The following is a 14,784-nucleotide window of genomic DNA, read 5'->3' on the forward strand; positions in this document are numbered from 1 at the left end:
CGCCTGGTTACTGGGGAAGCACGGCTTCCTCTTCACCTGCGGCAATCAGTTCCTCCAGCACCTGTACCGCGCCGCTGATGCGCATTAAGGTATAGCTTAATCCGGTGCGTTTCTCATCGAGCTCCTGCATCATTTGCCGGCCGGATTCAAGCTCTGCTTTCAAATGTCCAATCCGTGCTTCAATCTGTTCTCTCATTGTCTATTCCTCCATAATCAGGCACCCTGCAGGGCGGCCATTTGTTTTTGCAGGCGGGTAATCGCTTTTTGCTGGTCTTTCATCACACTGGTCAGTACCGCGATAATATCCATCGCACTGACCGCACGCTGATCCTTGTCGGCCAGAATGGCAGGAACCTCTTCGGCAATAAAGCCGAGTGTCCGCTCCTTCGTCCCGTCCTTGTATTTGAACGATACCGGATTAAGCGCTTCGAGCAGCCCTTTCGCTTCCTTTACGGGGAGGTCGGCGATGTTGTCCTTCAGCTCGCGGGAGGACCACCAATACATGCTGCCGTTGGCATAGACTCCGCCGCTCGCATGCAGATAGATCCGGTCGCCGGCGTCGTTTGAAACGCCGATATCAAGCACGCAGTTCTCTCCGCTCGTCGGATAGAACTTGATCCAAGCAGAGTCGCCGCTGCCGCCGCCGGGGTCGGAAGGGAAGATAATGCCGTTGTTGCCGCTGCCCGCGCTCGGAATCAAGGCGCTGCGCACCTCCAGGCTGCTGTGCACCGAGGCATAAGACCAGTCGTTGCCGTAATTCAGGACAAGGCTGCTGCCGTTGTCCACGAGCGCTCTGCCCGGCGTCCCTCTGCGTCCCGGATAACCGATCTTGAAATCGGCGCAGCGCACAATGGCGTCGAAGTTGTCGGCCACATCAAGCTTTTTGAGCTTTCCGTCGAAATTCAGCACCGCAGTCTTAATGACTCCGTCGATTTCCAGATCTCCGGTAATTCTGGCGTTACCGTTCACCTGCAGGTAGGTGTTAACATCCAGCCGGTCCCAGATCGAAACTTTCCGGGCTCCTCCGTTTGCAGAATTGCCGACAATCATCAGGGACCCGTAGGTTCCCGTATCATTGCTGATCTCAGCTTTGTTCCCTCCTGCGAATCCGGACCACCCGGAGGTGAAGCGGATCGGATTCTGTCCCGAGCCGGTCATAATGCGCAGTCCTCCGGTGACCTCCAGCTTATCCGCAGGGAGCAGCGTGCCGATGCCGACATTGCCCGAAGCATTAAGCGAAATATGGTCCAGCTTGTCGTTTGTGGTTCCGATCTCCAGCGTGCAATCCTCGCCTTCGCGCCGGTAGTATTTTATCCAGGCCATATCGCCGGAACCGCCGCCCGGATCGCTCGGGAATACAATTCCGTTGCCTGCGCCGTTACCCACACTCGGAATAATCTGCCCGGACGCCTGAAGGCTGCCGTTGACGTAGAGCATACCGTTGACGTCAAGCCGGTCCCAGATCGCTACCTTTCTTCCTTGTCCCGCGGATTGATTGCCCACGATCATCAGCGCTTTATGATACGTGGTGTCATTGCTGATCTCGGCGGTATTGTTCTTGCCGTCCGGGAAAGCGCTCCAGACGGAGGTGAAGCGGATCGGATTGCTTCCGCTGAGCATGCGCAGGCTGCCATCCACATCCAGCGAATCCTCCAGGGTCTTCCTCGGACCGATGCCCACATTGCCGCTGCTGTTCCAAGAGAGTACCGGCTTGTCCGTACGCGTGCCGTCGGCGGCGACCGCTCTGGTCCCGAGCACCCCGCCCGCTGCGCCGAACAGCGCCGGACCGTCCACCTCCGCACCTGCGAACAGCTTGCCCTTGCCGAACCACCCCAGGCCATGCGTGCTGTCAATAGTGTCCTTATCCGTAGCCTTCAGCCACAGCATTTTGTCATCCTTCAGCGCCAGATCCGCATCGCTGTACAGCTTGCCGGCTGCATTGTAGCCCAGGCTGGCGCCGGTGGCAGAGCTAAGCTTGCCGTGCTTGTGCATGCTGTCGGCAAAATCGTGGCCGATCAGCCCCTCCCAATCGTTGCCGTAGGCGATTTTTTTGAGATCGGTGCCAAGCCCCGCTTTGAAGCATTGCTCGCTCTCGACCCAGACAATCCGGGCGTCCTGCGTGCCGCCGCTGCCCCGGTACACTTCCAGCCCGCCGTCGCGGGGACCGGGGAATACATAATCCGGATCATCGGGATTGGGGCTGTTGACCTCGACGAAGCTGTTCATAATACGCAGCTCGCTTTGGGACTGGTCCTTGCCCTGCAGGTAGAGCTCGCCTTCCAGCGTCAGATCGCCTTTGATGTTCAGCGAGCCGGTGAAATGCGTCTCCCGGGCATTGACCTCCAGCACGTTACCTTCCTGCAGTGCATATACAGAGGGCATGGCAGCCAGAGACTGTTCATTGTCACTCATATTCCCGTTGTTATCTTCACTTTTGGCTTTGACAATCAGCTGCTCGGTAACCATCTTCCGACCAGCCGCCCCCGCATAAATTCTCAGCGGTGTACGTGCGGCGTCCGAGTCATAGTCAAAGATGCAGGCATTGTCGATCTTCGTGTCAGTGCCGTCCTTGCGCGGGACCACACGGGCCAGCACGATGTTCCCGGCTCCCTCCGGTTGGATGGTCCCGTGACTGATCCTGCCGCGCTCCCAGGTATGAATCGGTTCGCCCTGGCCCCGTTCCACATTCCGCTCAGACTTTTCTTCCTTATAGCTGACCCATATATAAATGCTTTCATTGGCCATATATTCGGACAAATCCACCGGATTATCCGGGTGTCCTTCATAGATCAGAATTTCCTGGCTGACGCTTTCGCCGTTCAGTACGACCTGATTCAGTGCCAAGCCTTCACTCACCTGCACCTGCATATCCTTGCCAGGCAGCGCCTGCACCTTCAGCCCGGTGACAATGCCCCAGGTGTGCAGATAGCGGTTATGCAGGCGCTGCAGACGCAGGTAGAAGTCCTGATCCAGGCTGTAATCGGCGGCATTCAGGAACAGCCCGTCGAAATAATTCATTCTCTTGAATTCTTTTCCCATGTTCTGCAACCTCCGGATTTGTAATCTCTAATCCTCTCGCATTCCTCCGACCAAGGTCTCCATACCTACACGGCCGTACACGCCAAGACGCATCCGCGGCACCTCGATATTCAGGCTGTAATTGGTGTAGAACGGCTTCTCCCGGCGGAGCACCTCCTGCAGGATGTTCACCTTGTTCTGAAGCAGGCTCCGGTTGTGTGCGGGGAGGATGACGTGGACGGTAAAATAACTCGGCTCCGCCGGTCCGGCCATCGTATTGATGCCGATGCGGCTGCCTTTGCCGCAGCGGACCGGCTCCTCATAGCTCTCGATATGAATGGCGGCCTCCTCTCCGGCAAACACCTGCAAATACTCCGCAAGCCCCTCAGGGGTACCCCGCTTCTTATACAGCTCCATAATTCCGCCAAGCAGTTTGCGGTTCACTGTGCTGCGGTCAGCAGGCAGCGGAAGCAGCTGCGCCGGGTGAAGTGCCCGTTCGTAAGTGTCAAGGTTACCGTCGTATTCCTCACCATCGGTCAGAGTGAGGCCAAGCCAGCCTGCCAGCCAGGGTAGAAAGGCCGCCGGGGTCTTGAGCGGATCGAAATAGTGATGAAATCCGTCAAGCAGGGCTTCAATTCCCGCCGACTCTCCGCTGAGCGCCCCTGTCTTGCCCGAGAGCAGCGCCTCAAAGCCCTTCAGAAACCGCCCCAGAAAAAAGTCCGCCTCAGACTGGTTGGCCTGCTGCTGAAAGATCCGCGGCAAATAATTCACATAACTGTAATCCTCCTGAGTGGTCATTCCTCCACCTCCACCTTCAGCTCCTTCAGCCGGAATAATTGGTAGGGCCTAAGCTCCGGCGAATCCAGCGACAAGGCGGCAACGTAATTCACACCGGGGATGGCTTCAACCAGGTGGTACAGGTCGGAAGCATACAGTCTCCGTCCCGGAGGCCAGCCCTCTCCCTCTTCTCCGCCGGATACGGGGTCCAGGAAGCGGCTTACCGCTTCGCTTACCGTAGCGGAAATTCCTTTATTTTTTGCGGATACCACCATAAAGACAGATACATCGCGGTAGTCGGGCTCGACCACATGCACCCGCGTGGTCAGCAGCTTACGGGCGTCGAGATACGTCTTGACGGCGGCTTTAATCTCTGTGATTTCGCGCAGGAGATCATTCTGCCTGGCGGTTTGCAGCACCAGAATCACGGACACGTGGCCGAAGCTCTCTTTGTCCATGGCCGAACCATACTCCATATCCGTGTTGATCAGACAGAGCGTACGCAGCGCCAGGTCCGGGTACTTGTCTTGTATGCCCGGAATCTTGGCCAGTCCCTGCCTGGCGAGTTCCCGGTAATCGTCCGCCGTAACTGCACGGTAGGTTTCCTTGAACTGCTGTACCCCCCGGCGGATACCGTTCGTCAGGTCCTCGCCGTCCTTCAGCGCTGTGCCCAGCAGCTTCAGAAACTCCTGCTTGCTGGCATCTGTCACCTGATCCAGGCGGTACAGCACCATTTCACTGAACCAGGCAAACAGCTCGACCAGTGTAATGCCCGGGTCGGAGGGATTATAATTCGTCCACTCCGGAGCATACAGCGGTATCAGCGATTTGGCGTCGGCGACCAACTGCTCGAAATCCAGATCGTCCAAATTCGGTATCGGAAGCGCCATAGGCCTTCCTCCTTTCTAATGCTTGGCATGGAGACGCGTGTCCTGCGTAGAACAATACGGGCAGCGCTCCACCCCTGCCGGTATGCCGGCGGTTCCGGTGATATACTTCCGGTCCTCCCTGCGGATTTCCGCAAGGGCGCATTCCGGCTGCGCAGCGGTCAGATCATGAAGCATGTCCCCCTGCTTATCCAGCAGATATGCGAACACCGGAGCATCCGTCTTGTTGATCAGATGCGTGCCGCCGTATATCAGCTCGTTCTCCTCCAGGAAAATGTTCTCGCTGCTGGCCTGGCTGAGCTTCAGCGGTGTAGAGTTGATATATTCATCGTTGCGGCTGAGGTACACAATGTCACCCGGCTCGAAGACGGCGATTTTCAGGAAAAAGGTGTCTGCGCCTGCCGGGACTTCATTCATGATATAAGAGCGTACGAGGGCATCTCCGGGCAGGGTGTATTCGACATCACTGCCTTCAGGATAGCTGAGCTTCAGCTCTTCGCCGTCCCAGGTCCGGCATTCCAGAATATCGCCGTCAATCGAGAGGACCTTCAGCTTGACCGGGCTGTAATTGCGGTAGCGCAGCTGAATCTCCGCATTCTCCCTGAAGCCTTTGACCATCAGGGATTTCACCTTGCTGCCTGCCGCCGCCCCTTCGAATAGCGCCATTTGAACGGTGCCGTCATTCATCCGCACCGCGCTGTATTTCGGATATTCCACAGCCGGACGGTAGGGACCGCTCTCCAGCGGCTCAATGCCCAGCGTATAGCATTGCAGAGAAGCCTTTACGGCGATGTCCGAAATATAGTCCACTCCAGGCGTGTTCTTAAGCAGGGCATAAACCTCTGATACGTACAGGTTATTCCCCAGCGCCCAGCCCTCGCCGTACTGCCCTCCATAGAGCGGATGGAAGAACTGCTTCAGCCCTTCAATCATCCGGCCTTCCGCCACTTTACGCTGCTCCACCGAGGTGAATGCCGCAGTCGCTTCAATGCCGATACGCACATAGTCAGGGCCGATTACGGCTATGCGCGGAGCAGGAGAACCAAGGATGGCCGCCGTCCGCTCCAGTAAATAGGCTTCAATCTCACTGAGCAGCTCCTGGCTCGGCACGGGCTTCGGCTCGTCCTTCTCCGGCACGACAATCACTGTAGCCGTTCCCGGCACAAACTCCAGGTCACGGTTTCGGGCACCGAGACACTTCACCTTGGCGATCCGTGGCATGCCTTCCCGTACGAGCCATTCGATATCCTCTGCGGTAACCCCGCGGTCCCAGCTCTTCAGCGAATGCGGGCCGCGGACGATGGCCTGCTCCGTGCCTTCCTGGTCAAAGCCGCCGTCCGCAGCAACCGGATTGGTTACGCCGTCCAGCCAGTCGAAGCTGTCCCACATTCTCGTAATCGAGCCGGCGGCAACGTTGCCCGCAGCTCCCCCTCCATACTGGTAATCGCATTTGAGATTGTCGACACCCATCGGCGGAATCATGCCGTTCCGGCCGTCGCCGAAGCTGATCGTACCGCTGGTGCGATCGAGCATGTAATGCCGCCCATCCGCTTCGGACAAGGAGAACGCGTCCACTTCCTCCCACAAGCTCCACTCCGACTGACCCGAAGCCTCGCGGACCCACAGCCGCTGGCCTGGCAGCACCGGAGTCTTAGATAACTGGAAGCTCTGGTTCTCTTCCCCGTTGCTGGAGCCGGGAAGCTCGCCGGCAATGGTGCTGACATTGTGCGCCCATACCACGTTGGAATAGATGGCATCCAGTTGCGGCGCAATGTCGAAGCTGCCCTCCTCCAGCCGGGCACGGATCCAGTAATGCTCGGTCCCGAACAGCGCACGGCGGCCGGTATCCGCCGGCGCAGCGAACTGGAGCATTTCCCTGCGGGTAAAGCCCCTGGTATCATCGCTGACAGGGAGCGTCAGCCATCTGCGGCCGTCCCAGTATTCCCAGGCAATCACCGGACTTACCCCGAGCTGCTCACCGGTCAACGGGAAGAACAGCGACACCGGCAGATTGGCCGGATTTTGGTCGAAGGCAATATATAAGGTCGGGGACGGCTCCGTACAAGGATAGAAGGGCTTGAAATAGAGTCCTTCCTCTCTGCATTCCCGTGTCTTCTCCGCGAACACGAAATTATTCTCCGTCAGCACAACCTCAGGACAATCCTCCATGGTGTATTGATAAGAGATGCTGAGCTTTTGCAGAGACGGCGGCTTATAGGTCGCTTCGGTAAATTGCAGCTGGGCAATGGTCACCGTATTGTCTCCGACCTGCACCTCCTCGTCCCGGTAGCCGTATTTCGCTTCCTCGCCGTAATGGCCACCGGTAATACGCAGCCGGATCCAGTAATTATCCTCTCCGTTCAGCTCCGTTCTGCGGATGCCCGGACAACGGAAGCGCACGACCCCGCTGGCGGTCAGAAGATCGGGACGCCCCGTCCCTTCCGCTGAGCCGGACTGGGCTTCCGACTGCAAGCCCGTAATTGCGCTCCAGCTTGCCCCGTCCCAATATTCCCAGCTAAGCTGCACGAACTTCGTGTCCGGCAGCGGGCTGATCGCCGGGGCGGACAACGCAATATGGACGGCAATCTCCCCGCCTTCCTTGGAGAAAGCCTCGCCGCAGGCAATGTAGAACGTATCGTTCACCTTCGGCTTATCGCCGAAGGGGTAATAGTCCTTGCCCAAATCAAGTGCAGCACCGCCTCCGAGAGCAGTATCCGGCTGCAGCGGCGCCGGACTGGCGATGCTGAGCGCCAGATGGAGCCCTTCAATGTCCGGCATGTCTGCGGCTGAGCTCACCTCTGTCCGGAGCTCCGCATACAGCCATTTGCTGTTCCATTCCCGAGTAGCGCCTGCTGCATCATATCCGGTGACCGTTTTGGCCTGGACTCCGCTTAACCCGTCGAACTGGTAGGCCGCTCCCCAGATGGAATCTCCCCATTCCCGGCTCACCGCAGGGGTAAGACGGACGGGGTTCCCGTCCTTATCGAAGCAGAACCAGTCCATCGTCAGAGGCACATTCCCCTGTTCAATGCTTCCGCTCTCCGGCGACCCCGTATCTTCCGGCTTGTTCAGGTACACCGTTAACCGGCTGCCGGCTTCCCCGAAGCCCAGCAGCTGCCCGTGGCCCAGATACAGCCGGTGAATCACTGCAGAATCTCCGGTGAACAACTCCGCTCTGGCGCCCGGATCTTCATCCGAGAACAGAAAGTCATGACTGCTCCACTTGTCCCGCAGCGGATCGACACTGGCTGCCCGGACCGGCCGGGACTTGATGACCGTAAGATCCTTGTCGGTCTCGAAGATCAGTTCTCCTCCGCTATCGGGCTGGGCGGATACCTTGCTGCCCGCCGGAATGGTGCCTGTCCCCTGGGCATCATCTTTGGGTGTAAACAGCAGCGGCGCTTTAGCCGCCCGCGGCGGAGTCGGGCTGATGCCGACCATGTTCAGAAAGGAGATCAAGTGCTTCTCCGGGGCCTTGTTCAGCCGCTCCGTCACCTTGCCCAGCATATCCGTAAAGATATGGATCATGGCTTCGGCCTTCTTATCGGCTGCAAGCTCGGTCAGGTCACTCCATTCCTTGGTGCAATACCTGTAAATTAAGCTTCGCAGCTCTGTAACCAGCTGATCCTGATTCCGGCTGTCAATCAATGGCACTGAGTTTGGCATTATTTCCCCACGCTTTCAAGGAAGAATGGATACACCAGATTGTATTTGCTGTTGCTGGCCCGGATGGAATATTCAATGGATACGTCCAGCTGTGACTGGTTGGCCAGCGGCGTTACCGTAATATCCTCCACCTCGATCCGCGGCTCCCAGTTCAGCAGCGCTTCTTCGATATAGCTGCGGATCAGTGTGGCGGTGCTCATATTGTTCGGCGCAAAGACCAGCTCGCTGAGCCGGCAGCCGAAATCGGGACGCATGACCCGTTCCCCGCGGGCGGTAGACAGGATCAGGATGATCGACTCCCTGATGGCGTCTTCACCGGCGGATACACTGGTGCTGCCCCGCTGCACAGCGAACGGAAACCTCCAGCCCCGGCCCAAGAAATCTACTACTTCCATCTTGCTAACCTCCTATAAAAACCGTTCCCGCCGCAATCACCTTTCCTACGGGCAGATCGGCCGGGTCATTGCAGGTCTTGGCCGCGTCCCCGCTCCGCGCCGCCGGCTTGCCGTTAATCTTGACACTGGTGCTTCCGGCGACAATGGTGCCTTTGTTATGGGGCGGCTTCTGAAACAGGCCGCCTTGGGGAACATGTCCCGGCGTATTCGTAGCCGTGGAATCGACTGTGGCGGCGGGCTGGCCCATAATATTGACGTTGCCGCTGAGTGCGCCGTCGATGATCCCCGTATATGGGTGCGGCAACGGAGTCGGCGCCGGTCCGGGGAGAATGACAATATGCATATCCGTGGCAACAATGCGGTCGCCCTTCTTGGCCGCCGGTTGTCCCATACCTCCAGCTCCCTCGCTAATTGATGTGTGCGTTAATTCAGGTTAATCATCGCTCCTTTGAGCGCCATACTGCCCGCAGCCTTGACGTTCATCCCGGCCTTGGCTTCAATCTTCGTGTCAGCGGAGGAGTTAATTTCTACCGTCTGAGCAGTCAGCGTCAGCTTGCCGCTTGGAGCAGAAATCTCCAGATCCTTGCCGGAAATGATGGAGACCTTGTTGTCCTTCGTCTGGATCACGATTTTGTTCTTGCCTGCCTTGTCGATAATCTGGATGCTTTCGCTGCCGCTCTTGTCATCCAGCAGGATAGCGTGGCCTTTGGCCGAGATCAGCCTGATACGCTCTTCGCCGGCCTTGTCGCTGAACTCCACCAGATGCCCGCTCCGGGTCTTCACAACCCGCAGATTGTTCTTGCCGTCGGCATTCGTCTCGGGCGGTTCATCCTTGCCGTTCCAGAGGGAGCCGATCACATACGGACGGTTGACATCCCCATTCTCGAAGGCCACAAGCACCTCATCATCCACCTCCGGCAGAAAGAAAATGCCTCTGCCCTTGCCCGTCATCAGAGAAGCGATGCGCGCCCAGTTGGATTCGGCCATGCCCAGCAGCGGAATCTTGACTTTTACCCGCCCGGGACCCGGCTTTTCCTTATCGTTCACCGCATCGTTCTTGATCACAATTCCTGTCAGAACGCCGTAAATCCGCCCGTCATTCAGCAGACTTTCGCTGAAGCTTCCAATTCCCGGTCCTTCGTTCATAGGCCTGTCCTCTTTACTCTAAAAGTCGTTGTGTACCCTTTACTGTCCAGCTTGTGGACGGTGGACACGACGTAATAGATCCCGCTGAAGCGCTCGCCCATGCCGAGCAGCTTCACCGTCTGGCCCGCGCGCAGCTGCGGATTGCCCCAGCACATGCCTTCGCCGGCGATAAAATCACGCAGCCTGCTGTTGTATGCGGCGCTGGCCAGCGCTTTCGCTTCGCTCATGTCCAGCAGATTCTCCGCCATAATGGCAATCGGCGATTCCTCGATCCCCTTGGCGGAGATCGCATACCCGGTCTCCTTTCCGCCCATCTTGGCTGTCTCATCGCCCGCCTTGGCCTCGGCCTCCAGCGCTTTCTTCTCCTTGACATCCCAGCCGCGGATCTTAACCTTGCTGCCGCGGGTCAGCGTCCGCAGCTCCAGGTTCAGCCGTTCAAAATCCTTCTTGAAGCTCAGCTCCGGCAGCGTCGGGGCCTTCTGTGCCCGCGACTTGACGAAATACATCGTCTTGTCGTCGGCATAAAGCTCATAATCGAGCAGCGCGGCCCGTTCCAGGAGAAACTCGTAGTTGCTCTGATTGTTCTGGAACAGATAGGGATGCACAGTAGCCGTATCGTCAACCACAGGCGACAAGCCATGCTCCTTGGCGATTTCCGCAGCGATCTCGCTGTCCTTCTTCTTGAGAAACACCTTGCTGCGCGTGCCCATGCGGAGCCTGTGCAGCAGGTCATACCCGCGGATATCGAGTACGGAATGCTCGGAGAAATTCAGATCCAGCGACGTAATCTCCCCGCTGATCAGCGGCACGGCTTTGTCCAGCCCGAGCGAGAGCTTCACCTTGTCGCCGGGCTTCAGCGTCTTCAGATCAATGCCGCGCCACATGCCATTGCCGGAGTCCACCATATTCAGCCGGATGGAGAACAAAGCCGGCAGGTTGATTTCATCCTCCAGCGTCACGCCTTCCACAGCGGCCGTAAGGCCGGCGGCGAGCTTGCTTCCATTCAGTTCAATTTTGTAGTTCGCTACACTGGTGCTCATCTTCAGCCCCCGCCTTAATCCGGAATGACCAGCGTCCTTCCGATATCATTTTTGCCGGGAAAGCCAATCGGATTGACAATCCCGTTCAGTTCGGCAATTCTCCGCCAGGCCAGCGGCTCTTTCAGCGCTTCGTTCGCAATGAGATCCAGCCGGTCGCCGCTCTTGACGATCCACAGCTTACGGCAGGCATTCAGCCCCTGGTTGTCCTCAACTGTTTTATCCGGCTCATCCGTGATGAACGTGACATCCAGCAGCGAGCGTACGGGTGTGCCGTTCTCCAGGAACATCGTGAATTTCTGCTCAATCTTGCTCAGCAGCCCGCGGTACGTAAAGCCGCCCCAGACAAACAAGCACACCGGCGGCCGCTTCGTGCTCTTTCCGCTGACCTTGGGGTCAAGCAGTGAGGTCAGCTTACGGGTCAGCTTGCGCACATCGCTGCGCTTCTCGTAAGTATCGTAGAATAAAGAAACCTTGAACTCCGGCGTTTCGCTAATCTGGAACTGCTTGTTGTTCTTCTCGCCTGTATACTTCCCTTCAAAAGAAACGGTGTACTCATTGGGGTTATACATCACCTCAATGGCACCGCCGCCCATATCCAGCGGAATAATCTTCGCTTTCTCCGCCATTACCTAAGCCCCCTCCGGTCATTGCGAATGGCTATTCGTTTCTCCAGTACCTGGTATACCTGCTCCGCCAGCTGATGGATCTCTTCCGCACTGACCTTCGGTTGCCGGGCGGCCTCCCTGGGCGCCGGCCCCGCTGCAGCCGGGGTATGCCCTCCCGCCTGCGGAGACTGCATGCGCTCTGCAGGTTGTCCAGCCGGCTTGCCCGCTGCCGCCCCCGCCGCAGCCTTCCGCTGCTCTGGCCTGTGATGAAGCAGCTCCGCAAACGGAAGCTCCGCTGTGCCGCGCATGGCCCGCCCCGGCGTATTCACAGCCGGTCTGTTCTGCAGCTCCGGCATCACGGGAAGCGCCGGGCCGCTGACGGGATACACCGGCGGGGCAGATCTCCTTTGGGGTCCGAAAGCATCTACGGGCCGGTGCCGCTGCTGCAGCATCTGGAGTTCCGTCCGGGATTCCTGAACGGAAGCCGGAAGCGGACTCATTAGTGTACTCCGCTCACCCGCAGCGTGTTGAGTGACTGTTCTAGCAGGAAAGATTGTCCGTCCGCTCTCAGCGGAGGGCCCCCGGTATGCAAGTCCGGCCAGTACTTGGGCTACCCCCTTGCCTGCAGTAAGCTTCAGCGTCTCAGGCAGAGCCCGCTGCATCTGCGGTACTACGGCAGCAGGTACGGGGCCATCCGGATCAGCTGATCCGCCGGACCGGGCCGTTCCCGCCTGCATCACCGTTCCGGGTAATGAGGCCGCCGCTTGCCGTCCAGGCCCAAGACTTAACGGAATCATCCGTTGTGGCGGAGCTGAATATTGCTGCACTTCCTGCAGATTAGAGGAAGAACGGGCCTCGCGATTATGGGAATGGATCTGCAGAACACGCAGCTGCCGTCCGGCAGACTTTACCGCCTGCCACGGATCAGCAGCAGCAATGGAATTACTTTTCCCAGTTGTTATATGCTGTAATTGGTGTGTTCTTACCCTGCCTAAATTCCAAGGCCCGTCCTCTACTACTGAAGGAACAACGGACCGTGCGAATTCCTGCACCCGCTCTGCGGGCAGCCGGTAACCGGTCTTAAGCTGCCGTTCCGGCACCCTTGCTCTTCCTGAGGGCAGTTCCAGCTCTCTTGCCGGCTGCGGAACCGGCCTGGCGTAATGCCCGGCCTTGCCGGCTTCTTCCTGCTCCGGATGATGCAGCGGAGCAGCGGAAGCGGCTGCCCTGACGGCAGCTCCCGTAATCTCCCGCTCCGGGCCGGGAGGAATCGCCTGCTGGCGGATGACGATACTTGAGGTATGCTTCACAAGCAGTGTCCGGATCACCCGTTCCGGCAGCACCGTGCTTGTCATTGGCCGATGGGCGGACTCCTGCCGGATTTGGACAAGCTGCACAGGATGTATGTTCGTTACAGCGGCTGGAGCGGCATCGGTCTCGGGCCAGCCAGACAGCTGAAAGCTCAGCTTGCGCAGAATCAGGCCGGTAAGCGCCTGGCGATGGCGGAGGATTCCGTATTTCCCGCTGATCCTGCCGGCAAAATCAGGCGCTGCCGGAATTCCCGTGGTGGTTATCCGCTTTAGCAAGATCAGGCTCATCGCTATCTGTACCGGTACAGCCCGTTGTGAGTCAGCACCAGGCTTTCCACAGCGATACTGCTGCTGCCTGCATTGAACGCCGGTCCTTCCCATTTAATCGGACAGGCTTCGATGAAATTCCACCAGACCTGTGGATTGCCGGAATGATCCAGCAGGCAGATCGAGCCGCTGCGCCGGCTGATGACCCCATTCATCACATTTTGATACCAGCTCCATAAATAATTGTCTCCGGTCACTCCATTCTTCAGCGTCAGATCAGAGTGCTTCGTCCCTGTCAGGAACACAAATTCCTTGTGGTTCTCACCGCCGAATGTTTTGCGCTCCACCTGGGTTTCGATGCTCAGACCGGAGACCTCGCTGAAGCCGGCGACTGATATTCCGTCGATCTCCACGATAAAGTTATAAGCAAGATAGGGGTCTTCCCGGTACCCCGGAACCCAGTTCCGTCTGGCCCCGATATTCAGAATATTTGGCCGCATAATTACCTCCTAAGCCTCAAAGAACTCCTTCTTCTCTTCCCCTCCGCCGAGCTTCCGGTTAATGCTGCTGACCTCCCGGCACCAGCGGTCCCGCTCGGGATGCTCCAGGCCAAGCACGGTCGCGTAATCCCAGTGCAGGTAATAGGTCAGAAAGGCTACCTCCTCATAGAGGCGGTCAAGGGGGTAGCCGACTATTCCCCCAACGTCTCCAGCTCAATCTCGAACGGCTGCTCGCACTTCGGGCATTTGGTATGCAAGGTATTGGATCCGTTCTGGTTGATCCGGTTGTACATTTCCTGCAGATAGGCAAAATCCGCGGTGTACAGCTCTTCGATGACCCGTGGTGTAATCATGCTCAGGCCGCCCAGGCTGACAACCACCCGCGAGAGCAGAATCACGCTTAAATAGGCCGGGTTCTGCTGCACCCGCGAATCGCGCAGCGGCATAATTTCGTCCGCTGCGGTTGCGAGCCGCATGGTGCCCTGCTTATGCAGGGTACCCGTGCCATCCACGTAGCCCTTGGGTAGAGTGAAGCTGAATTCGGTTTGCAAAATGTCCATGCTTTCGTCTATACCTCGCTTCCGCCCGGATTCGTCCGGGGTTCTCAGGAATACTTAAGCCGCTGCGCCATTCCGGTGCCGATCCTTTTCATACAGGCCTATAATTTTTTAGGTTGAGGCGTATGTTGTCGGCTGCCCGGCGGCGGAGCATACGGCTTATCTCACCCGGCGTACACCTTCATGCACCAGCTCCAGCGATTCGACCGACACCTCGTTGCCCTTGGCGCTGAGCGCGCTGACATCGTATTTGACCGGCCAGGCTTCGAGGATATCCCATTGCGCCTTGTCATTGCCCTCCTCGTCCACCAGAATGATGGACAAGCTCTTGCGGTTCTTGAGCGCGCCCTTGTCTTCGACCGATTTGCGCCAGTTGTACAGCTCCAGCGAGTCAGTAAGACCTTTCTTCAGCGTGATGTTGCCGAACTTGGTCAGGCCGGACAGCTTGCGCGAATGCGGCGCATCAATGCCCTCCCGGTAGTCGACGGCCTCGGTAGAGGTGTCGGGAATTGTCGCATCGGCGAACGCTGCGGTCTGAATGCCGTCAATGACCACCCGGAAGCGGTAATTGCGGTAAGGATCCAGTCTTTTGCCTGTTGCCATATCGTATTTCTCCTCT

The 14,784-nt window shown here is 58.0% G+C and carries 15 protein-coding genes; all 15 read right to left on the reverse strand.

What is annotated here, in order from left to right:
• Positions 1–7 precede the first annotated feature (7 nt).
• Entirely contained in the window at positions 8–196 is a 189-nt protein-coding gene (locus F1381_RS12895; protein ID WP_151735261.1) for a hypothetical protein, read from the reverse strand.
• Between the two features lie 17 nt (positions 197–213).
• The gene (locus tag F1381_RS12900; protein WP_222850437.1) at positions 214–3,039 is read right to left on the reverse strand and encodes a tail fiber domain-containing protein; all 2,826 of its coding nucleotides are present in this window, start codon (positions 3,037–3,039) and stop codon (positions 214–216) included.
• A 27-nt stretch (positions 3,040–3,066) separates the two neighbouring features.
• Positions 3,067–3,816: a phage tail protein gene (locus tag F1381_RS12905; protein ID WP_151735262.1), complete on the reverse strand. Its 750-nt coding sequence runs from the start codon at positions 3,814–3,816 to the stop codon at positions 3,067–3,069.
• Positions 3,813–4,685, reverse strand: a complete 873-nt coding sequence (locus F1381_RS12910) for a baseplate J/gp47 family protein (RefSeq protein ID WP_151735263.1) — start codon at positions 4,683–4,685, stop codon at positions 3,813–3,815. The genes F1381_RS12905 and F1381_RS12910 overlap by 4 nt, the downstream gene beginning before the upstream one ends.
• Positions 4,686–4,700: 15 nt before the next feature.
• Positions 4,701–8,348: a putative baseplate assembly protein gene (locus F1381_RS12915; RefSeq protein ID WP_151735264.1), complete on the reverse strand. Its 3,648-nt coding sequence runs from the start codon at positions 8,346–8,348 to the stop codon at positions 4,701–4,703.
• Positions 8,348–8,743, reverse strand: a complete 396-nt coding sequence (locus tag F1381_RS12920) for a GPW/gp25 family protein (protein WP_151735265.1) — start codon at positions 8,741–8,743, stop codon at positions 8,348–8,350. Before F1381_RS12920 ends, F1381_RS12915 begins: the two co-directional genes overlap by 1 nt.
• A 4-nt stretch (positions 8,744–8,747) precedes the next feature.
• On the reverse strand, positions 8,748–9,134 hold the full coding sequence (locus tag F1381_RS12925; RefSeq protein WP_151735266.1) for a PAAR domain-containing protein: 387 nt from the start codon (positions 9,132–9,134) through the stop codon (positions 8,748–8,750).
• 32 nt (positions 9,135–9,166) lie between these two features.
• A complete protein-coding gene (locus F1381_RS12930; RefSeq protein WP_151735267.1) occupies positions 9,167–9,889 on the reverse strand; it encodes a phage baseplate assembly protein V in 723 nt (240 codons plus the stop codon).
• Positions 9,886–10,929, reverse strand: coding sequence for a phage late control D family protein (locus F1381_RS12935; protein ID WP_151735268.1), 1,044 nt, complete (start codon positions 10,927–10,929; stop codon positions 9,886–9,888). Before F1381_RS12935 ends, F1381_RS12930 begins: the two co-directional genes overlap by 4 nt.
• Before the next feature lie 14 nt (positions 10,930–10,943).
• Positions 10,944–11,555, reverse strand: coding sequence for a CIS tube protein (locus F1381_RS12940; RefSeq protein WP_151735269.1), 612 nt, complete (start codon positions 11,553–11,555; stop codon positions 10,944–10,946).
• Positions 11,555–13,117 (reverse strand): hypothetical protein, encoded by a 1,563-nt coding sequence (locus tag F1381_RS12945; protein ID WP_151735270.1) that lies wholly within the window; start codon positions 13,115–13,117, stop codon positions 11,555–11,557. The genes F1381_RS12940 and F1381_RS12945 overlap by 1 nt, the downstream gene beginning before the upstream one ends.
• 14 nt (positions 13,118–13,131) lie before the next feature.
• Positions 13,132–13,608, reverse strand: coding sequence for a phage tail protein (locus F1381_RS12950; protein WP_151735271.1), 477 nt, complete (start codon positions 13,606–13,608; stop codon positions 13,132–13,134).
• 9 nt (positions 13,609–13,617) lie between these two features.
• Positions 13,618–13,803, reverse strand: a complete 186-nt coding sequence (locus F1381_RS29175; protein WP_187355329.1) for a DUF6760 family protein — start codon at positions 13,801–13,803, stop codon at positions 13,618–13,620.
• Positions 13,800–14,168, reverse strand: a complete 369-nt coding sequence (locus F1381_RS12955) for a hypothetical protein (RefSeq protein WP_151735272.1) — start codon at positions 14,166–14,168, stop codon at positions 13,800–13,802. Before F1381_RS12955 ends, F1381_RS29175 begins: the two co-directional genes overlap by 4 nt.
• 156 nt (positions 14,169–14,324) lie before the next feature.
• Entirely contained in the window at positions 14,325–14,768 is a 444-nt protein-coding gene (locus F1381_RS12960; protein ID WP_151735273.1) for a phage tail protein, read from the reverse strand.
• Between the last annotated feature and the right edge of the window lie 16 nt (positions 14,769–14,784).

The sequence above is a fragment of the Paenibacillus tengchongensis genome (genome assembly GCF_008973665.1).
In the GTDB taxonomy this organism is placed as follows: Bacteria; Bacillota; Bacilli; order Paenibacillales; family Paenibacillaceae; genus Paenibacillus_AQ; species Paenibacillus_AQ tengchongensis.